The sequence below is a fragment of the Nocardia niwae NBRC 108934 = DSM 45340 genome, from assembly GCF_001613465.1.
Lineage (GTDB): Bacteria > Actinomycetota > Actinomycetes > Mycobacteriales > Mycobacteriaceae > Nocardia > Nocardia niwae.
Map to the genome: position 1 here is coordinate 16270 of NZ_BDCK01000049.1, position 17971 is coordinate 34240.

A 17971-nucleotide genomic window follows, 5' to 3' on the forward strand; every position below is an offset into this window, starting at 1 on the left:
GTGACGCGGGAGCCGTCAGCGACCGAGCGAATCGATCAGCGCGCTGTTCTGGCTGAGGATCTGCTGGAACTGGTCCTTCACGCCGTACCGCTGGGCGAGCTCGCCCGCGGCGGACTCGGCCTGCTCGATCGCCGACTGCGCGGCGCTCACAGCGGGCTGGGCGGGTTCGGGCACGGAGGGGAGTTCCTCGGCCTCGACCAGCGGCTCGGGCGAGGAGGTGCCCGGGCGCAGGTACTTGCCGCAGGACGGCCAGGCGCCGGGGCCCTGGGTGGCGAGCACGTTCTCCGCCACGCGGATCTGCTCTTCCTTGCTCGCGGTGTGGGCCGAGCCCCTGCCGCCGTTGGCCGCCCAGGTGCTCTGCGAGAACTGCAGGCCGCCGTAGTAGCCGTTTCCGGTGTTGATCCCCCAGTTGCCACCGCTCTCACACTGCGCGACGCCATCCCAGTCGTGGTTCGCCGCGGAGGCGGAAGCGGTGGAGAATGCGAACGGGACGGCAACAAGAGCGCCGGTGATGGCGGCGAAGCCGAGGGCGCGGGTGCTGATCTTCCGGTTCTCAGTCATGGTCGTTTCCCTCCCTGCGCCCGCCGGCACGGCGAATTCCTGCCGTGTCCCTGCCCCCAGGTCGTCGGGGATCCTCGAGCCGCGGGACAGGGTCACCGGTGTTCGGCGGTTCGAGTTCGAGCCCGTCTCGGATGATCCGGGCCCGTGGAGTGACGGTAACGAAGAAATCTCAGCAGATCACATCTGGATAACGCCGGAATTGCATGAAGCGAATAACCCGAATATCCCCGTTTTTCCAGGTGGGAAACGCCATCGACACACCGCAGTCGTGGTACGTTATCGCATCGTTATGTGAGTGATATCACTGTGATATAGTGAAACGGATCACGTTTGAAGTGGCTATCCGGTGGCAAATCTGGTGGGCGCGGTGTTCAGGCGTGGCTCGCGGTCGAGGTTGCCGCTGAGCGTTGTCGCGGAGTCGGTAGTGACTCGACTTGAGGGGCTGCGTCTCGTGAAACCGCTCCTGAGCAGTCGATTTGCGGTCTTCGTGAACGCGTGTGTAATGTTGTGTTCACCGACGCGGGGTGGAGCAGCTCGGTAGCTCGCTGGGCTCATAACCCAGAGGTCGCAGGTTCAAATCCTGTCCCCGCTACTAGCGAAACGGCCCGGAACCACGAGGTTCCGGGCCGTTTCGTTTGTGCTCCGATGCTCGGCCGATCCGGTTCGAAGGCGCGTCGCTTTCCTCCGCGGCCGGTTGTGGTTGCGGGCTACTGCCGGTGCAGTCGTTCCCGGACGGCGTCCATGCGGGCGCGCAGTTCGTCCGGGGTGATCACGCCCCGCTCCATCAGCGTGTGCGCGGTGACCACCACCGAGCGGGTGCGTACCGGGAAGTCGTGATAGAGCGTCTCGCCCAGCGTGTCCTCGGCGTGACGACGTTCCAAGTTGTCCAGGGCGCCGCGCCAGGAGAGGCATTCGCAGGTGGCTTGCATGCTCGACTCCCACGGGTCGGGTTTGCGATCGAGTTCGGGCAGTGCACCCTCCCGGCGCACCGCGGGATCCAGGGCGCTCAGCAGGACTTCGTAGGGACCGCTCGTCACCGGTGTCCGTCCTTCCTCGTGGCGGGCTCGACTCGGTTCGGTGGCTGCTGCGCCGTCCAATCGGTCTGGGGCAGCGCCACGCCGATCATGGTGTCCCGGGTGACGATGGCGGCCAGCTGCTCCTCGGTCCAGCCCTCGGTGCCCTCGGGGCGCATCGGCAGCACCATGAACCGGGACTTCTGGTTCGAGTCGTGCACCCGGATCTCCACGTCCGGCGGGAAATGCAGGCCGAATTCGGCGAGCACCTCGCGTGGCCAGCGCACCAGGCGGCGACGGTAGTTGGGCGTGCGATACCAGTCCGGGGACATCCCCAGCACCGGTCGCGGATAGCACGAGCACAGCGTGCACACGATGACGTTGTGCACCTGCGGCGTGTTCTCCAGTACGTAGAAGTAGGTGTAGTCGCTCGGCGTCCCGGATCCGGTCGGATCGCGCCAGTCGATGCCGACCTCCTTGCATGTCTCGGTCCCGTCGGCGAGCAGGCGCGCCTTGAAGTCGGGGTCGGTCCACGCCTTGGCCACGAGCTTCGATCCGCCGTGCGGCCCGACCGATTCGGCCCACTCGCTGAACCTGCGGTGGTCTTCCTGGGAGAACAGGCCCTTCTCGATGGCCAGTTCCCGGACCGCCGTCTCGAGCACTTCGAATTCGCTGATCTCCTCGCTCGTCCGGATCGGCGCGTGCGCGTCGTGATCGTGGGTCCGGCTCACGGGGCGTCCTCCTCTGCGGGCTCGAGCCAGCGCTCGGAGACTTCCGTCTCCAGGGTGTCGACGTCGAAGCCTGTGTATGTGGGCCACAAATCCTTCTGACGGAATCGCACGACGTAGAACGGCTCGACGCGACCGTCTTCGCGCCCCCACGCCTCGTCCTCCGGGATGATCCACTCCGGCCGGTGCTCGACGACCACGCCCGTGTGTCCCCGGGTGTAGGCCTGGGTACGGGTGTGGAACATCGACGTGGCGTCGCGGACCCGCACGCGATCGCCGATCCGGTACTTCCTGGTCATGCGCGCGCCTCCATTCGGGCGCGTACTTCGTCCAACTTGGCCGACAGTTCGTCGGGGGTGATCAATCCCTTGGCGACCAAGGTCTTCGCCGCGACGGTCGCCCAGCGGGCGTAGTACGGGAGACCGAAGTACAACGTCGCGCCCAGGTCGTTCTCCGCTCGCCTGCGTTCCTCGGAGTTCCATACGCCGCGCCAGCCGAGGCATTCGCAGGTGACGTAGGTGCTCATCTCCCAGGGCTGTTCCTCCTTCTCCCGGTACTCGACCGGGATATCCGGCTGTCCGCCCACGTCGTGCAGAACGTGCCGGAGGGCGGCGAACAAGGCGTTGGAAATCTCATAGGGCGAGTCCAGGGGTTCGCGGAAGACCGGTGCCAGGTCCGCGACACGATGCTGCAACTCGTCGAATCGGTTCGGTGCGCTCATGATGTCTCCGAAGTGACGGTGTGACCACGGTCACAATCACATGGTTCGGAGGCCAAGGGTACACGCCAAGATCGATTTGCTGAAGGATGGCCGCGGCGCGGTGCGGCTGCCGCGTACGGCCTCGAATCAGGCTCTTGACTAGCCGAAAATGAGGAGGAAACTAGTCATTACACCGGAACACCGGCAGGTGAGCGCACTGTCAGCTGAGACGTCGGCAGGCAGTGAAGGCAACCGACCCAGGATCCGGCTAGGCCCCCGGCAAGCCAGCCGAAACACCGGAGTCGTCGGCGACGACTGAGGCTCACGGTTTCGACGAGACTACCGGGGACTGATCTGTGTAGGGGGTCTTTCCCCTGGGTTTCCAGGGTTGCGAACGCGCCGGAGTGCTTCGGGCCAATCGGCTCACTCCGACGGAATGCTGGTGGTTGACTGGCCGTGTGCCGGCTGTCTCGGCCCGCACATCGGCAACCCGAGTCAGGAGGCACCCGCAATGCCCACTCATGACGGAAGCTGGCCGCAGGGAACGCCGTGCTGGGTCGACTGCCAGGTCGACGACCCGGCGCGCGCCCGCGAATTCTATGGCGCCCTCTTCGGCTGGGAGATCGAGGACAGCCCGCCCGAGGCGGGGGGATATCTGATGGCGATGCGCAACGGCCGCGCGGCCGCGGGCATCGGACCGAAGCCGGAAGGCATGCCGATGCCGTCGGTGTGGACCACTTACCTCGCCGCCGACAGCGCGGACGCCGTCGCGCAGAAGATCGGCGATGCGGGCGGCTCGCTGATGATGCAACCGTTCGACGTGCTCGATGTCGGCCGCATGGTCGTCGGCGCCGATCCCACCGGCGCGGTCTTCGGGATCTGGGAAGCCAAGGCCCACGCCGGCGCGGGCATCTACAACGAGCACGGCGCGTACTGCTGGAACGAGTTGCACACCAGCGACTACAAGCAGGCGCAGCAGTTCTACGCCGACGTGTTCGGCTGGCACTACACCGAGATCGGCGACGGTGAGCACTTCGTGTACTCCACGTTCAGCCTGACGCAGGACGGCGACGCCGTCGGCGGCGTCAACGACTCGACGAAGATGCCGGGTGACAACCCGTCGTATTGGCTGGCCTGGTTCCAGGTCGACAACACCGACGACGCGCTCGCCAAGGCGCGCGAACTCGGCGCCACCGTCACATCGGGACCCGACGACAGCCCCTTCGGCCGGATGGGCATCGTCCAGGGCCCGCAGGGCGAGGCCTTCGGCGTCATCGATCCGACGACGACCGTCGGGGAACCGCCGACGGGCGCCTGAGCCGACCGGCAGTGGCAACCGGGCCTCCGCGGCCGGTTGCCACTCGACGGAACTTCGCGGTTCGTGCTCCGGCGGGTGCCGCGGACTCGGCTCGCGGCGAGCGAGTGTCCCGGGCCTGATCGACGTGGCTTACGAGTGACGTTTTCGCCGAAAGGGCCGGTCGATTCGGTCCCTGCGGTGGGGCGACCGGGTTCGTAGACCGGCCGGGTGTCGCATCGTGGCTGTGACGCGGGCCGCACCGGGCGTGGTCACGGCTCGCTTTCTCGCCGACGATGCGGCGATGCGGCGATGCGGTATCGATGGCGGTCACAGTCGCGCGGGTTGTCGAATCCAGGTCGGGGCCGCGTGCGGGGCTGCCGGATCAGTCCGAGCGTGCCGATTCGGGCGACACCAGGCCGTGCTGATGGGCGTAGACGACGGCGTGGATCCGATCGCGGACGCCGAGTTTGGCGAGGATACGGGAGACGTGGGTCTTCACCGTCTCCTCGCCGACACCCAGCTGCGCGGCGATCTCGGCGTTGCTGCGCGCGTCGGCCAGCAGGAGCAGCACCTCCAGTTCGCGGGCGGTGAGCTGCTGGACTTCCGGCGGCGTGCGCGGCGGCGCGAGCGTGCTCGCGAAGCGGGAGACCAGGCGGCGGGTCATCGACGGGTCGATCAGCGCGTCGCCGCGTGCCGCGATCCGGATCGCCGTGACCAGTTCTTCGGGCGGCAGGCTCTTCAACAGGAACCCGCTCGCGCCCGCCTGCAGGGCGCGATACAGGTTGGCGTCGCTGTCGTAGGTGGTGAGCACCAGAACGTGCGTCCCGCCCGCGGCGACGATCGCGGCGGTGGCGGCCAGCCCGTCGAGTTTCGGCATGCGGACGTCGAGGATCGCGACATCCGGTCGCAGCCGGGCGGTCTCGGTGATCGCGGCGCGGCCGTCGCTCACCTCGGCGACGCAATCCAGGTCCGCCTGGCTGTCCACGACGGCGCGCAGGCCGGAGCGGAACATGCTGTGGTCGTCGGCGATCAGGACGCGGATCGGCGGGTTCATGATCCTCCGATCGGTACGGACACCGTGGTGTGCCACTGGGTGGCGTCGCGGCCGTAGTCCAGTTCGCCGTCGAACAACTCGGCGCGGCGGCGGATTCCGTTCAGGCCGCGCTGAACCGAGGGGTCGGCGGTGACCGGTCCGGGGGCTAGGGGGTTGGTCGCGCGCAGCACCACTCGCTTCGGGAGGTACTCCACGTCCAAATGGACGTGCGTGCCGTCGCCGTGCCGCAGCGCGTTGGTCAGCATCTCCTGCACGATGCGGTAGAGGGTGAGATTCAGCGAGTCCGGTAGTTCCACCGCGTCGCCGCGCACGGTCGTCTCGACCTGCAGCCCGGCCGCGCGGACGTGCTCGATCAACCCTTCGATGTCGGCGAGCCCCGGCTGGCGCTGCCCGTCGTCCTCCCGCCCGTGCAACAGATCCAGCTGGCGGCGCAGATCGACCATCGCGGCCCGGCTGCTGGATTCCACCGCGGACAGCGATCGGGCGGCGGCCGCGTTCGCCGTGCCGCCCAGGGCCAGCCGCGCCGCGCCGGCGTGGATGCCGATGGCGCTGACGTGATGGGAGATCACGTCGTGCAGGTCGCGGGCGATGGCGGCCCGTTCCTCGGTGACCGCGCGTTCCAGCGCCGTGCGGTGCTCCTGCTGCCGCAATCGGGCTCGCTGCTCCAGATCGGCGATGTAGGCGCCGCGCGCCGCGGTGTAGCGGCCGACCAGCCACGGCACGCAGCCCGCGGAGACGGTCGCGGCCAGCAACAGTCTCCAGTCGTGCGCCGCGGCGCTGTCGGTGAACAGGTGCGCCCCGGCGACCCCGGCGCACAGCGACAACATGGTCAGCACGGAACCCGGTCCGGCGAGCCACGCTCCCGCACGGTATCCGGCCACCAGGAACCCCACGTCGGCGAATCGCACCGGGAACCCGTGCCGATACAGCAGCAGCGCGGCCAGCAGTCGCACGAGGACTTGCAGCACCGCGACCACGCCTGCCGTCCTGGGCGGCGCGGCCAAGGCGAGATCGGCGGCGACGATGGCCGTGACAGCGGCGATCGTCTGCCACGGCGCGACCGCGAAGACGCCACACAGCCCCAGCACCACCGCGTCGATGGTGGCGGCCACCACGGCGACCACCACCGACTGGCGGGCCAGCGATCTGGTCACGTCCAACAGTTCGTCACCGCCTCCGTCCGGTTCCGGCGCCGGGTCCTGGGGCGATCCTAATGATCCGGCCCGATCGAAGACGCGGCACGGACGACAACTCTGCCTGCGCGCGGGCGCGCTCGCGTCCCCCGTACGGGGGACGCGAAGTCCCTCGTCGGCGCGATGTTCTCGCAGGCCCGAACCCGTAGCGTCGAAGGCGGACGCCAGAGGAAGAAGGAGTGCCCATGGGCCGTGTGCAGTTCGAGTTGCTGACCTACGCCATTCCGGCGTTCGCGGTGCTCATGCTGGTGGAGTGGATCGCTTACCGTCGCGATCCCGACCGGTCGGGCAACGGCGGATCGACCCGCGACACCGCTTCCAACCTGACGACCTTCACGGTGGGCAGGCTGGTCAAGCCGCTGATGCAGTATCTGGTGCCGTTCTCGGCGGTGGTCGTCGCCGCGGCGATCACGCCGCTGCACCTGTCGCCACGATCGTGGTGGGTCTGGGTGCTCGGTGTGATCGTCACGGATCTGTGCTACTACTGGGCGCATCGCGCCGACCACCGGGTCCGGCTGATGTGGACCGCGCACAACGTGCATCACTCCAGCCAGCACTTCAACCTCTCCACCGCGCTTCGCCTCTCCTGGCTGCATCCGATTCCCAACATCCTGCGCGGGCTGGCGTGGGTCCCCGCGGCCCTGCTGGGCTTCCCGGCTTGGATGATCTTCCTGCTGCAGGGCATCGGGCTGCTCTACCAGTTCCCGATCCACACCCAGCGCGTGCGGACGCTTCCACGTCCGATCGAGTTCCTGTTCAACACGCCCTCGCACCACCGTGTCCACCACGGTTCCAACAAGCCCTACATCGACAAGAACTACGGCGGCATCCTCATCATCTGGGATCGTCTGTTCGGCAGCTTCGCCGCCGAGTCCGAACCGGTGCGCTACGGCCTCACCAAGAACATCGGCACCGACAACCCGCTGAAGGTCAACTATCACGAATTGGCGGCGCTGATCCGCGACGTGCGCGCAGCGAGCACCTGGCGGGGCCGGCTCGGGTACATCTTCGGGCCGCCCGGCTGGACCGAGCGTGCCGTGCCGGAGCCGGAGCCGGTCGGAGCTCCTGCGCCGGGCCCGGCCCGGGAGCGCGCCGGACAGCTCGCGTCCTGACCGGGTGCGCAGCCCGTTCACCGATTCGGCGAGTTCCCTGATCGCGGGCAGCCGGGTGCCTCAGTGCATCCGGCTGTCGGCACGCATGCGCCGAACCGGAGCGCGGCCGTTCGGGGAGCAGATTATCGGCGCGGGTCCGGCGCGCGGGCGTCGGCCGATCCGACGACCCCACGACGCACGATTCGGCGGGTCAGTCGCCGTCGAGGTAGAACGTCACGCTCGCGATGTCGTCGCCGCTATTCGCGAACTGCACGAGCGCGACTCCGGATACCGCGCCGAGCCGGACACTCGCCGTGACGGTTCGGCCCGCGGCGATCACTTTGCTCCAGCGCATATTCCGCACCCGATTGGTGAATTCCTCCACCGACACCGGCGTCCCCGCGGGCAGTTCGATCTCGGCGCGAGACCCGAGCAGCTCGCGCACACGGCTCAGGTCGGTGCTCGCCGCCGCAGCGAAAAGCCCTGTCGTAGCTCGTTTCCCGCGGCGGCCAACCCCGCCGAGCGCCCGCATCAGGCCCAGCGCTCCGCCGACGCCCTGGTTGACGATCAGTTGCGGCCCGAGCTTCAGCGCCGCGGCGAATCCGGGCAGCCCGGTGCGCAGCAGTTGCCAGATCATGCCCGCCAGTTCCCAGTGCGCGGCGAGATGGGCGATCTTCCATGCGCCGTCCTGCTCGACCAGCCGGTAGCGCAGGTGCATCGGGACCAGGACGGTGGCGCCGGTCGACATCGTGGTGGCGATGGTCAGATCGCGCAGTACCGTCGGCGGATGGACCAGGTCGCGGTCGACCCGGAACGCGATGGTGTTCGGTCCGATGAATGTGTCGTAGAACCGTTCGATGGCGGGGCGGCCGACATGCGGGCGGGAACCCACCGGGTCGTTGACCTCCGCGTCGGGGGCGAACAGCCCTACCCACGCGGACTTGTCGTGCGCCGCGACCGCGCGCGGTGACGCCTCGACGGCCGTCAGCAGCGCTGCGGCCGAGGGATCCAGCGGCATGACACAACCTCCGTAGACGTGAGCCGGACTGGACACATGGTAGAACAAGTTCTAGTTTTGGCGTCGCGTTCCGGTGTCCGCGCCGGTCGCCTCCGCAGGACAAGGGAACTCGATGGACTGGTATACCGGCAACACCCTGTACGACACCGCGCTGACGATCGGCTTCGCGTTCGCGGCGTTCGTCGTGGTCGGCGGCCTGTTCGCGCAGAGTCCGTATGGGCGCTTCGCCTCCACCAAGGTCGGTTTCAACCTCAACCCGAAGCTGGGGTGGTGGTTGATGGAGATCCCCGCGACGGTGGTGTTCGCCCTGTGTTATCTCGCGGGCCCCAACCGCTTCGAACCCACCGCGTTGGTCCTCGCGGCCATCTGGGTGCTGCACTACGGCAACCGTGGCTGGTTCTTCCCGCTGTCCATCCGGCAGGTGCCCGGTAAGCGGAGCAGCTTCAATGTCTCGGTGCTGGCCGCCGGCGTGTTCGTCACGGCGCTGCACGGCTACCTCAACGGCTCGCTGTTCAGTCACGACTATCTCGGGCAATACGGGCCGGAATGGTTGACCGATCCGCGGTTCCTGCTCGGGCTCGTGGTCTATCTCGGTGGGTTCGCGCTGCTGGTGCGCTCCGAATCCATCGTGCGCAATCTGCGGGACAAGTCGGATCCGGGCGCGGCCGAGTACCGGATCCCCTACGGCGCGGGGTTCCGGTTCGTCAGCAGCCCGGCGTACCTGGGTGAATTGATCGCCTGGGCGGGCTTCGCGCTGGCGACCTGGTCGTTGGCCGGCGTGGTCATCTTCCTGATCACCGCGGGCAACCTGGTGCCGCGAGCCTTCGCCACGCACAAGTGGTACCGGGAGAAGTTCGCCGACTATCCCGCGGACCGGAAGGCACTGATCCCGTTCGTGGTCTGACCGACGCGCGGAACCGGTCGGCTCGCCTCGTCCGTGAATCGAAAATCGAGTCAGCGATGTGCATCGGACGAACTGGTTACAGGGGAAGTGCTGGTCTTTCCGCGTCGGCGTGCCGTCGAGCGATGCAGAAACGCTGCAACTGGTCGGTTTCGGGCTACAGTCGAGACATGGGTATCGAGTACGCGAGCGTCATCGATCTACCCCGATCCGAGGTGTTCGCCTGGCACGGCCGCCCCGGTGCGCTGACCCGCCTGGCGCCGCCATGGCAGCCGGTGACGCCGCGCGCCGAATCGGACTCGCTCTCCGATGGGCAGGCCGTGCTCGGACTGCCCGGCGGCCTGCGCTGGGTGGCCCGGCACGATCCCGGCGAATACGACCCGCCGCGCCGGTTCGTCGACGCGGTCACCGTCGACGGAGTCGGCTCGTTGCCTGCGGGGCTGCTGCCGTGGCGGCACACCCACGACTTCGAGGTCGTCGACGAGACGCATACCCGGGTGGTGGACCGGATCGACGCACCGGTCCCAGCCGCGGTGCTGCGCCCCATGTTCGCCTACCGGCACCGGCAGCTCGCCGACGATCTCGCGGCCCATGCGCGGGCCGCGGGGGAGGGGTTCAGGTCCAGGACCGTGGCGGTGACCGGGGCGTCCGGCCTGGTCGGTTCGGCACTGACCGCGTTCCTGTCCACCGGCGGGCACCGCGTCGTGCGACTGGTCCGGCACACGCCGCGCGCCGCCGATGAAAGACAGTGGGATACCGCAGACCCCGCACCGGACCTGTTGGACGGCGTGGACGCGGTGGTGCATCTGGCGGGCGCCTCGATCGCGGGCCGGTTCACCGAGGGGCACAAGCGCGCGATCGCGAGCAGCCGGATCGGGCCGACCCGGAAACTCGCCGAGGTGGCGGCCCGCGCGGCGGTGCCGGTCTTCGTGAGCGCCTCCGCGATCGGTTACTACGGCGCCGACCGCGGCGACGAGGCGTTGACCGAGCGGTCGATGCGCGGTGGAGGCTTTCTCGCCGATGTGGTCGAGGAGTGGGAGGATGCGACGGCTCCGGCCGCCGAAGCCGGTGTCCGGGTGGTGCGCGTGCGTACGGGCATCGTGCAGTCTCCGCGCGGTGGCACACTGCGGCTGTTGCGCCCGTTGTTCACAGCCGGGCTGGGCGGGCGCATCGGCGACGGCAGGCAATGGCTGTCGTGGATCGGAATCGATGACCTGATCGACATCTACCATCGGGCGCTGTGGGATGCAGGACTCGTCGGTGCGGTCAATGCCGTTGCGCCGCAACCGGTTCGGAACGCGGAGTATGCCAAGGTCCTCGCGGGCGTGCTGCGCAGGCCCGCCTTGTTCCCGGTGCCCGGATTCGGTCCCGCGCTGCTGCTCGGCCGCGAAGGGAACCGGGAGGTGGCGTCCGCGAGCCAGCGGGTCGTTCCCGTACGGCTGGCGGCGGCCGGACATCGGTTCCGCGCCCCGGCTTTGGAACCGGCGCTGCGGCATTTGCTGGGGAGGCTCGTGGGCTGAGCCCGGGGGCGCGCGAACCGTCGTGCCGAATCCGGGGTGTGTCCTCGCGCGGTGAGCCGATCGACGGGACCGGCAATTCGCCCACGACGCGGCGATCCGGCTGCATGCCGCGCCTGAAGGCGGCCTGAGCGCGGAAGGAGCTGTCCAGGCGCGGCTCGCCGCCGCTGAATCGGTGTGCGCGAGCGGCGCCCGCCGAGTGATCGGCGGGAGACCGAATGGGGCGACATGGTCGGTGCGGTCGCCGCACTTGATGCGGTGCGCGCCCGTAGGGTGACGCGACGTCGCCAAACGCTCTCCCGGAGCCGGAGTCGCGAGTACGTTACGGCGCCTACGTCAAGCATCCCGGTCCCGGCTGGTAGGCACGGGGCAGCCGAGGGAGGGAGCAAGCGTCGAGGGGGACGGGGAGTGCTCACCGGTTACCGGTGCAGGAGCCCTCGTCGCGCGACAAGGTTCTCTCCCACTTCGATTGCTGACGCGCCAATATCGGACTTGATGCGAGTCATTTTTGCATCGAATGTGGATCGCAGGTAAAGATGGTGCGCCGACCGAGGGGGCCGGCCCCGGCCTACTGCGCACTGAACGGGCGGACCCCCAGCGCGGACAGATGCGCGCCAAGTCGCGTTCGCTGTACACCGGAAATGAACCGCGCTGCGGGTTGCCGATCGGAACCGGCACAGTGTGCCGAGGAAGGAAACGAACCGCGCTGCCGGTTGCCCATCCGAGCCGGGATGGTGTGCCGCACGAGAATTCGTGTCCGGCGACGAAGCGGTTCGGCGGAATTCGCCTGCGCGCTCAGGCGAGCCGGTCGGCGGCGTCGACCAGGCTCTCGACCCGTTCCACGCCCTCGGGGAGGAAGACCGCCTCCCATCCCGGGCCGCCGACCAGCACGCGCGCGCCCGCCCCGAGGCAGGCGCGGACCGCGGAGGTCAACGCCGTGGATTCCTGCTGCGACCACAGCAACACGGCGGCGGAGCGGTCGAACCGGGCGAGAGTGTCGGCGAGCGCGGCGGCGGGCACGTCCGCGCCCAGCATCCGGGCTCCGACGCCGCGTTCGGCCAGTGCGGCGCGCAGCACCTCCAGCGGCAGCGAATGCGTCTCCCCGCTGGTGCAGGCGAGCACCACCGGCGCCGTGCCGTCCGGGACGGACGGCGGGTTCGTCCGGTGCAGCACCGAGATGACGCACCAGGACAGCAAGTGCTCGACATCGATGCATCCCTCGCCGCCGAGCTGCCGATCGACGATGTCGGCGAACGCGGGCCTGCACAACAGGTTCCAGGTGTCCACCACGCCGAACGCGCGGACGTGCGCTTCGATCTGGCTCGACACCGCCGTGGTGTCCAGCGCGAAGGCCGCGGCCAGCAGCGCTTCCCGGCGGCCGAGCGTGGGCGCAGGCCCGCGCACTGTCGCCGCCGCGCCCGCCGGGCTCGCGCCCGCGTTGATCAGCGCCAGCATTCGTTCGAGCATGGCGATGTCGGCCTCGGTGTACAGGCGGTGCTTACCCGGGCGGTGCTGCGGTGGGCCGATGTCGTAGCGGCGGTTCCAGCTGCGCAGCGTCGCGGTCGGGATACCGAGACGCTCGGCGACCGCGCGCACCGTGTATCCGGCCGCGTCGGACACGGGGACGGGACCGGCGGGCATCGCCCTATTCTGCCCGCCGCCGCCGACAGGATCCGCTCCGCCCGGGTGATCGGCGGGTCCGGGCGGTGGCGTCACCTCGCCCTCCATTCCGTGAACAGCAAATGTTGCATCAATTATGCATCGTTATATGCTAGGCTGGTCAGCGTCGCCGATTTCCTAGGAGTTAGCTTGAATCGTCGCAATCTGCCCCGTTCGTCGACCCGACTGCTCGCCGGGGTGGTGGCGGCGCTGTCCGCGACGGCTCTGGCGACCGCCGGGGCATCCGCGGCGCCGAACCCGATCGACGGGCCCGCGCCGGTGCCGCGCCTGGAATTGGAGCGGTATCTGGGCACATGGCGTCAGCTCGCCGCCATCCCGCAGTACTTCAACCTCGCCTGCGCGCGGGATACGCAGGCCAACTACTCCCTCGATCCGGCAGGCAACATCGCGGTGCGCAACACGTGCACCACGTGGGCGGGCACGCAGAACGAGATCAACGGCACCGCGACGGTCAACGACCGGGAGACCGGTGCGCAGCTGCACGTCAGCTTCCCCAGCGTGCCGACCCAGGATCGGCTGGACGGACCGACCAACTACATCGTCACGGCCCTCGGTCCGGACTATTCGTGGGCGGTGGTCACCGATCCGAGCCGGATATCCGGATTCGTCCTGGCGCGCGCCGCGTCACTGGACGCGGCTGCCTGGCAGCAGGTGCGCGCGTCGATCACCGCGGCGGGCCAGAACCCGTGTGTGTACTTGACCTCACCGACGACGGGCGGTGAATCGCGCATCGTCCCGCTCTGCGCGGGGTGATCCTGCATGTTCGGCGCTCGCGAGGGACGCGTCGGCGGCGGTGGGGCTGAGCCGCCCGACGCCGCGCCGGCGCGGCCCTCACGGGCGCCGAGCCCGGCCGCGCTCGTGGACAAGGAGGCTCGCGAATGACCGTCGGTGCCGCACAGCGTGAGCGTGCGCGATGACCGTCACGATCGCTCTGTTCACCCGCGACCTGCGGGTGCGGGACAACCCGGTGCTGACCGCCGCGCACCGCGAGGGCGCCGCGGTGGTGCCGTTGTTCGTGCTCGACGAGGCCATCCTGTCCGGCCGCTTCGCCGCGCCGAACCGCGCCCGGTTCCTCGCCGCCGCCCTGGCCGAACTCGACGACGAACTGCGCGCGCTCGGCGGCAATCTGGTTCTGCGCCGCGGCGATGTGGCCGCGGAGGTCGACCGAGTGGTCTCCCAGGTGCACGCCGAGAGCGTGCACGTAGCCGCCGACGTCAGCGGCTACAGCCGCCGGCGCGAACGGACGCTGCGTGAGCGTCTCGCGCGGCGTGACTGCCTGCTGCATACCCATTCCGCCACCGTCACGGCCGCCGATCCGGAGACGTTGCGGCCGGCCACCGGGCGCGACCACTTCGCCGTCTTCACCCCGTATTTCCGCCGCTGGTCGGAAGCACCGCAGCGCAAGCCGCTGGGCAAACCGCGCGGCCTCACGGTGCCGCGGGTGACGAGCTTGCCGCTGCCGGACGCGGGCGAGCTGTGCCAGGGCCCGACGTCACCGCGGCTTGCCGTCGGCGGTGAGACGACCGGACGAAAGATGGTGCGGGATTGGCTGTCCGGGCCGGTCGCGCACTATGCGCGCGACAACGATGATCTCGCCGCCGACGACACCTCGCGGCTGTCGCCGTATCTGCATTTCGGCTGCGTGTCGCCGGTGGAGCTGGTGCACCGGGTCGACCTGTCCGACGCGGGCGGGCGCGCGTTCGCCCGCCAGCTGGCCTGGCGCGACTTCCACCACCAGTTGCTGGCCGCGCGCCCGTCCGCGGCCTGGTCGGACTATCGTCCCCGCTCGGTTCGCTGGCGCGACGACGAGCAGGCCGTCGACGCCTGGCGCGAAGGCCGCACCGGGCATCCGATCGTGGACGCGGGTATGCGGCAGCTGCACGCGGAGGGGTGGATGCACAACCGGGCGCGGTTGATCACGGCCAGTTTCCTGACCAAGTCGCTACGCGTCGACTGGCGGGTGGGGGCGGAGCACTTCTTGCGCTGGCTGGTGGACGGAGACCTGGCGAACAACCAGCTCAACTGGCAGTGGGTGGCGGGTACGGGCACCGACACGAGGCCGAATCGGGTGCTCAACCCGCTGCGCCAAGCCGAGCGTTACGACCCGGACGGCGACTACGTCCGGCGCTGGATTCCCGAGCTGGCGCACCTGCCCGGTGGACGTATCCACCGGCCGTGGCGCGAGCACGTCGATCCGGCGGACTATCCGGCGCCGATCATCGACTTCGTCGGAATGTAGTGCGGGCGGTTCACCCCGGCAGCGGATCCGTGACGAGTACGGCGTCGGCGACTTCCTCGAAGGCTCGCACCACGTTCTCCAGTTCGTCGCCGAGGTCGCGCATTCCGGCGACCGCCGTGAGGTCGTCGGTGTCGAAATACCACCGCGCGAACAGGCGCCGGAAAGCGTCGTCGGCATCGTCCGCCAGCTGGCGGATAGCAGACCGATAACGGTGTGTCAGAAGGGTATTCAGCGGAGTTGTCAGCGAGCGGGCCGTATGCTGCCCGCATTCCGCGACGATGTCGATCACCTCGGCGAGTTCGTCCACCGGCGCCGTCACGCGATGCCGGTTCGCGCGCTCGGCCGCTGTCCGCAGGTGGACGACGACGCTGTGCAGCGCCCGGCCGAGCGCGCACCGGTCCGCCGTGTCCGGCGCGCCGAGCAGTTCGCACCCGAATCCGTCGCTGCGATCGGCGAGCACCACGAGCCGCGCATGCACCGCCGCGGGATCGGCGCGCTCTCGATTCAGCGTGCCGATTATCGCCGCGGCCTGCCCCACTGTGGCGGCCGCATACCGGAAACAGTCGTGCGAGTCTTCCCGGACCAACGGTGGTGACGACGCCACAGGTACTCCTGACGGTGGATCGCAATGTCGGCGTGGTGCGGTGCTCCGCACGCACGGCCGCGACCGGTGCCGCGACACAGATGATTCGAAGAGCGAGGGGCCTTGGATGAAGCCTCGTGGATCCACCCGAGCGCGCTTGGCGAATCCCCTTCCCGCGCGCTTGAATTGATACGTCGAGATCTGCCATGCCCGAGGAAAGGGGCCTGTCATGGGCACAGTCGAAATCGCGATCACCATCGGCCGCATCGTGGACACGCTGCAGAAGGCGCTGATTCTGCTCATTCTCTGAACGACTCGTGAATTCGGGCGCCCGACGAAGGTTGCCCGCAATTCACCGATTACCTCATATCGTTGCTCGTCGATCAACGCCGGACACCGACCGGTGGAATTCCCCTGCGTCGGAGACGATGTCGGTCAGGCCGGGGCGCTGCGGCTTCCAGCCGAGCCGGGGCGGATGGCCTCCAGCGCCGGCAGGTGCGCGGCGACGAGGTCGGCCACGTGCACGTAGTCCCGGATGCAGGTGCCGTCCGACGTCGGATAGTCGGTGCCGTAGAGGGTGGACGAAGGGCGTTACCCGGCGGCGATTTCGCGCGCGCCTTCTTCGACGCTGTGTATCCGCTGAGCGTGCCGATCGGTTGCCAGGAGTTTCCCAGCGGCGTATCGGGCGGTCTCGAGATCCCGCATTCAGGATCGTTTCTGCGGTCGAAGTTCGGCCGAGGGCCCGCCGGGCCGGATCGAGGAGACAGGTATGAAGGTGTTGAAGTCCAAGGTGGCGAAGGCGGCGGTGGCCGGAGGTATCGCTCTGGCGGCGGTCGGCGCGGGCGCGGGTGTGGCGAGCGCGGATCCGCTGTCAGGTCGATTACCTCGCAGGTAATCGACCTGAGCGGCGTTGTGGGCGAGGCTCGGGACATGGCGACGTACAGCATGCGGAGCACCCGCTCTCCACTGGCCGGTGCACTGCGCGGCCTGGCGCTCGGGCGGGTCGCGCTGGGATCGGCCGCACTCCTGGCCCCGCGAACGTTGAGCAAAACGTTGGGTGTGCGCCCCACACCCGAACTCGATTACATGAGCCGGATCTTCGGCGCGCGGGCGATCGCACTGGGCCTCGGGTATCTGACCGCGCCTGCCGAGGAGCTGCCGCGCTGGCAGCGCCTGGCGTTGCTGGTGGACGTCCTGGACACCACGCACGGCGGGGCGCGGCTCCTGCGCAGTGACGTCCCCCGCCCGACCGCCGTCGCGCTGGTCGCCTTGACCGGCGGCTACATGCTCGTCGGCGCGACCCGGCTGGCCCGGGACCTGTGGTGAAAGTCTTTGGCACACTGATGCGATGGCGACCGTTGTGGCATTTCACGCGCATCCCGACGATGAGACGCTGCTGACCGGCGGGACGCTGGCCAAGCTGGCCGCCGCCGGGCACCGGACGGTGATCGTGGTCGCGACCGACGGCCATATGGCCGATCTGGACGGCCGCGCGCCGCTGCGGCTCGGCGAGCTGGAGGCGAGCGCCGCCGCGCTCGGCGTGCACCGGGTGGTGCACCTCGGCTACGCCGACAGCGGGCACGGCGCGGTGCTGTACGCGGACCCGCCGGACCGGATGCGATTCGCCCGTGCGGACCCGGAAGACGCGGCGCGGCGGTTGGCCACGATCCTGCGCGAGGAGCGCGCCGAGATTCTGCTCAGCTACGACCGCAACGGCGGGTACGGGCACCGCGACCACGTCCGCGTGCACGAAGTGGGCAAGCGCGCGGCCGAACTCGCAGGCGTGGCGCGCGTCCTGGACGCGACCATGCCGCGCGAGCGCTATGCGCGTCTGGTTCATCCGCTGCGGCGGCTGCCGGCCCCCTTTCGCTACGACCCTGCGGTCCTCGCCTCGCTGTACAGTCCGCGCTCGGCGATCACACACCGCATCGATGTCGGCGCCCATGCCGCGCAACGGAAGAGCGCATTGGCGGCACACCGCTCGATTATCGAAGGGTCCAGCCGCTTCGCCACCATCGCGAAGGTGCTGCTGCGCATCCCCACTCCGGTGCTCGCCCGGGTGATGCGCTGGGAATGGTATGCCGAAGAAGGCGCATTTTCCGCCTCCGGCGCTCCGCTCGACGACATCTTCCGCCCCGCGCCGCGCTGAAGGCGGGCCACCATGCCGATCTGCCCTCGGGGCCCGCGCAGCGGCAGTCAGATGGCGGCGCTCGCCGGTTTGGTGCCCGCCGACCTCCGTGCCGGTGCGCGTTGCGCAGTCCACGCGGCTCGACGGATATCGTCCACGACCCGGGCCCGTCCCGGCCGTCTCCGCCGATGTGGGCTCGCCGGTGGCACATATCTCCCGTGAGATGCCGCCCCTCGAGCACGATGACGCGGCCGCGGTTGCCGTAGAA

Annotated in this window: 19 protein-coding genes, 1 tRNA gene and 1 pseudogene; 10 read left to right on the forward strand and 11 right to left on the reverse strand. The window is 69.1% G+C overall.

The window, feature by feature from the left end; translation table 11 throughout:
• Positions 1–15: 15 nt before the first annotated feature.
• Positions 16–561 carry a transglycosylase family protein gene (locus NNI01S_RS30005; protein ID WP_063024401.1) on the reverse strand — a complete coding sequence of 182 codons (546 nt, stop codon included), beginning with the start codon at positions 559–561 and terminating at the stop codon, positions 16–18.
• A gap of 518 nt (positions 562–1079) precedes the next feature.
• Between NNI01S_RS30005 and NNI01S_RS30010 the strand changes: the two genes are divergently transcribed.
• Positions 1080–1153: transfer RNA gene (locus NNI01S_RS30010), tRNA-Met, on the forward strand.
• A 115-nt stretch (positions 1154–1268) separates the two neighbouring features.
• Here the strand turns inward: NNI01S_RS30010 and NNI01S_RS30015 are convergent.
• Genes NNI01S_RS30015 through NNI01S_RS36610 form a run of 4 tightly spaced genes read right to left on the reverse strand, consistent with a single transcriptional unit; the run spans position 1269 to position 3023 of the window.
• Positions 1269–1598 carry an SH3-like domain-containing protein gene (locus NNI01S_RS30015; RefSeq protein WP_063024402.1) on the reverse strand — a complete coding sequence of 110 codons (330 nt, stop codon included), beginning with the start codon at positions 1596–1598 and terminating at the stop codon, positions 1269–1271.
• A complete protein-coding gene (gene scnC / locus NNI01S_RS30020) occupies positions 1595–2305 on the reverse strand; it encodes a thiocyanate hydrolase subunit gamma (protein ID WP_063024404.1) in 711 nt (236 codons plus the stop codon). The genes NNI01S_RS30015 and scnC overlap by 4 nt, the downstream gene beginning before the upstream one ends.
• Positions 2302–2601 (reverse strand): SH3-like domain-containing protein, encoded by a 300-nt coding sequence (locus tag NNI01S_RS36605; protein WP_063024406.1) that lies wholly within the window; start codon positions 2599–2601, stop codon positions 2302–2304. The genes scnC and NNI01S_RS36605 overlap by 4 nt, the downstream gene beginning before the upstream one ends.
• Positions 2598–3023 (reverse strand): SH3-like domain-containing protein, encoded by a 426-nt coding sequence (locus tag NNI01S_RS36610; RefSeq protein WP_063024408.1) that lies wholly within the window; start codon positions 3021–3023, stop codon positions 2598–2600. Before NNI01S_RS36610 ends, NNI01S_RS36605 begins: the two co-directional genes overlap by 4 nt.
• Before the next feature lie 490 nt (positions 3024–3513).
• Here NNI01S_RS36610 and NNI01S_RS30035 point away from each other — a divergent pair, with 490 nt between their 5' ends.
• Positions 3514–4320: a VOC family protein gene (locus tag NNI01S_RS30035; RefSeq protein WP_063024410.1), complete on the forward strand. Its 807-nt coding sequence runs from the start codon at positions 3514–3516 to the stop codon at positions 4318–4320.
• A gap of 361 nt (positions 4321–4681) precedes the next feature.
• On the opposite strand, the gene NNI01S_RS30040 is transcribed toward NNI01S_RS30035, so the two are convergent.
• Both NNI01S_RS30040 and NNI01S_RS30045 read right to left on the reverse strand, forming a co-directional pair.
• Positions 4682–5353, reverse strand: coding sequence for a response regulator (locus tag NNI01S_RS30040; protein WP_063024412.1), 672 nt, complete (start codon positions 5351–5353; stop codon positions 4682–4684).
• Positions 5350–6507 carry a sensor histidine kinase gene (locus tag NNI01S_RS30045; RefSeq protein ID WP_245676422.1) on the reverse strand — a complete coding sequence of 386 codons (1158 nt, stop codon included), beginning with the start codon at positions 6505–6507 and terminating at the stop codon, positions 5350–5352. Before NNI01S_RS30045 ends, NNI01S_RS30040 begins: the two co-directional genes overlap by 4 nt.
• 224 nt (positions 6508–6731) lie before the next feature.
• Here NNI01S_RS30045 and NNI01S_RS30050 point away from each other — a divergent pair, with 224 nt between their 5' ends.
• Complete coding sequence (locus tag NNI01S_RS30050) at positions 6732–7658, forward strand: sterol desaturase family protein (protein ID WP_063024416.1); 927 nt, start codon at positions 6732–6734, stop codon at positions 7656–7658.
• A gap of 190 nt (positions 7659–7848) precedes the next feature.
• Here NNI01S_RS30050 and NNI01S_RS30055 read toward each other — a convergent pair whose 3' ends face one another.
• Positions 7849–8655: a nuclear transport factor 2 family protein gene (locus NNI01S_RS30055; protein ID WP_063024418.1), complete on the reverse strand. Its 807-nt coding sequence runs from the start codon at positions 8653–8655 to the stop codon at positions 7849–7851.
• A gap of 112 nt (positions 8656–8767) precedes the next feature.
• Between NNI01S_RS30055 and NNI01S_RS30060 the strand changes: the two genes are divergently transcribed.
• Both NNI01S_RS30060 and NNI01S_RS30065 read left to right on the forward strand, forming a co-directional pair.
• Positions 8768–9559 carry a phosphatidylethanolamine N-methyltransferase family domain-containing protein gene (locus NNI01S_RS30060; protein WP_063024420.1) on the forward strand — a complete coding sequence of 264 codons (792 nt, stop codon included), beginning with the start codon at positions 8768–8770 and terminating at the stop codon, positions 9557–9559.
• Between the two features lie 167 nt (positions 9560–9726).
• On the forward strand, positions 9727–11076 hold the full coding sequence (locus NNI01S_RS30065) for a TIGR01777 family oxidoreductase (protein WP_063024422.1): 1350 nt from the start codon (positions 9727–9729) through the stop codon (positions 11074–11076).
• 792 nt (positions 11077–11868) lie between these two features.
• On the opposite strand, the gene NNI01S_RS30070 is transcribed toward NNI01S_RS30065, so the two are convergent.
• Positions 11869–12714, reverse strand: a complete 846-nt coding sequence (locus tag NNI01S_RS30070) for a MerR family transcriptional regulator (protein WP_063024480.1) — start codon at positions 12712–12714, stop codon at positions 11869–11871.
• A gap of 168 nt (positions 12715–12882) precedes the next feature.
• On the opposite strand from NNI01S_RS30070, the gene NNI01S_RS30075 reads away from it, so the two are divergent.
• Both NNI01S_RS30075 and NNI01S_RS30080 read left to right on the forward strand, forming a co-directional pair.
• Positions 12883–13506, forward strand: coding sequence for a lipocalin family protein (locus NNI01S_RS30075; RefSeq protein WP_245676423.1), 624 nt, complete (start codon positions 12883–12885; stop codon positions 13504–13506).
• A gap of 160 nt (positions 13507–13666) precedes the next feature.
• Positions 13667–14992, forward strand: a complete 1326-nt coding sequence (locus tag NNI01S_RS30080; protein ID WP_063024424.1) for a cryptochrome/photolyase family protein — start codon at positions 13667–13669, stop codon at positions 14990–14992.
• A 10-nt stretch (positions 14993–15002) separates the two neighbouring features.
• On the opposite strand, the gene NNI01S_RS30085 is transcribed toward NNI01S_RS30080, so the two are convergent.
• On the reverse strand, positions 15003–15596 hold the full coding sequence (locus tag NNI01S_RS30085) for a hypothetical protein (protein ID WP_157115095.1): 594 nt from the start codon (positions 15594–15596) through the stop codon (positions 15003–15005).
• Positions 15597–16010: 414 nt separating this feature from the next.
• Positions 16011–16118 (reverse strand): annotated as a pseudogene (locus tag NNI01S_RS36615) (hypothetical protein); the annotation flags it as partial.
• A gap of 226 nt (positions 16119–16344) precedes the next feature.
• Here NNI01S_RS36615 and NNI01S_RS36430 point away from each other — a divergent pair.
• The 3 genes from NNI01S_RS36430 to NNI01S_RS30095 are packed head-to-tail and all read left to right on the forward strand — an operon-like array spanning position 16345 to position 17724.
• Positions 16345–16470: a hypothetical protein gene (locus NNI01S_RS36430; RefSeq protein ID WP_281180704.1), complete on the forward strand. Its 126-nt coding sequence runs from the start codon at positions 16345–16347 to the stop codon at positions 16468–16470.
• Positions 16471–16505: 35 nt separating this feature from the next.
• Positions 16506–16901, forward strand: a complete 396-nt coding sequence (locus NNI01S_RS30090; protein WP_245676424.1) for a hypothetical protein — start codon at positions 16506–16508, stop codon at positions 16899–16901.
• A 22-nt stretch (positions 16902–16923) separates the two neighbouring features.
• A complete protein-coding gene (locus tag NNI01S_RS30095; RefSeq protein ID WP_063024428.1) occupies positions 16924–17724 on the forward strand; it encodes a PIG-L deacetylase family protein in 801 nt (266 codons plus the stop codon).
• The last annotated feature ends 247 nt before the right edge of the window (positions 17725–17971 follow it).

Bases quoted from the DNA above. Each gene is read 5' to 3' on its own strand.
- NNI01S_RS30005 (WP_063024401.1), bottom strand. From the start codon at position 561: ATGACTGAGAACCGGAAGATCAGCACCCGCGCCCTCGGCTTCGCCGCC.
- NNI01S_RS36605 (WP_063024406.1), bottom strand. From the start codon at position 2,601: ATGACCAGGAAGTACCGGATCGGCGATCGCGTGCGGGTCCGCGACGCC.
- NNI01S_RS36610 (WP_063024408.1), bottom strand. From the start codon at position 3,023: ATGAGCGCACCGAACCGATTCGACGAGTTGCAGCATCGTGTCGCGGAC.
- NNI01S_RS30035 (WP_063024410.1), top strand. From the start codon at position 3,514: ATGCCCACTCATGACGGAAGCTGGCCGCAGGGAACGCCGTGCTGGGTC.
- NNI01S_RS30040 (WP_063024412.1), bottom strand. From the start codon at position 5,353: ATGAACCCGCCGATCCGCGTCCTGATCGCCGACGACCACAGCATGTTC.
- NNI01S_RS30050 (WP_063024416.1), top strand. From the start codon at position 6,732: ATGGGCCGTGTGCAGTTCGAGTTGCTGACCTACGCCATTCCGGCGTTC.
- NNI01S_RS30055 (WP_063024418.1), bottom strand. From the start codon at position 8,655: ATGCCGCTGGATCCCTCGGCCGCAGCGCTGCTGACGGCCGTCGAGGCG.
- NNI01S_RS30060 (WP_063024420.1), top strand. From the start codon at position 8,768: ATGGACTGGTATACCGGCAACACCCTGTACGACACCGCGCTGACGATC.
- NNI01S_RS30065 (WP_063024422.1), top strand. From the start codon at position 9,727: ATGGGTATCGAGTACGCGAGCGTCATCGATCTACCCCGATCCGAGGTG.
- NNI01S_RS30070 (WP_063024480.1), bottom strand. From the start codon at position 12,714: ATGCCCGCCGGTCCCGTCCCCGTGTCCGACGCGGCCGGATACACGGTG.
- NNI01S_RS30080 (WP_063024424.1), top strand. From the start codon at position 13,667: ATGACCGTCACGATCGCTCTGTTCACCCGCGACCTGCGGGTGCGGGAC.
- NNI01S_RS36430 (WP_281180704.1), top strand. From the start codon at position 16,345: ATGAAGGTGTTGAAGTCCAAGGTGGCGAAGGCGGCGGTGGCCGGAGGT.
- NNI01S_RS30090 (WP_245676424.1), top strand. From the start codon at position 16,506: ATGGCGACGTACAGCATGCGGAGCACCCGCTCTCCACTGGCCGGTGCA.
- NNI01S_RS30095 (WP_063024428.1), top strand. From the start codon at position 16,924: ATGGCGACCGTTGTGGCATTTCACGCGCATCCCGACGATGAGACGCTG.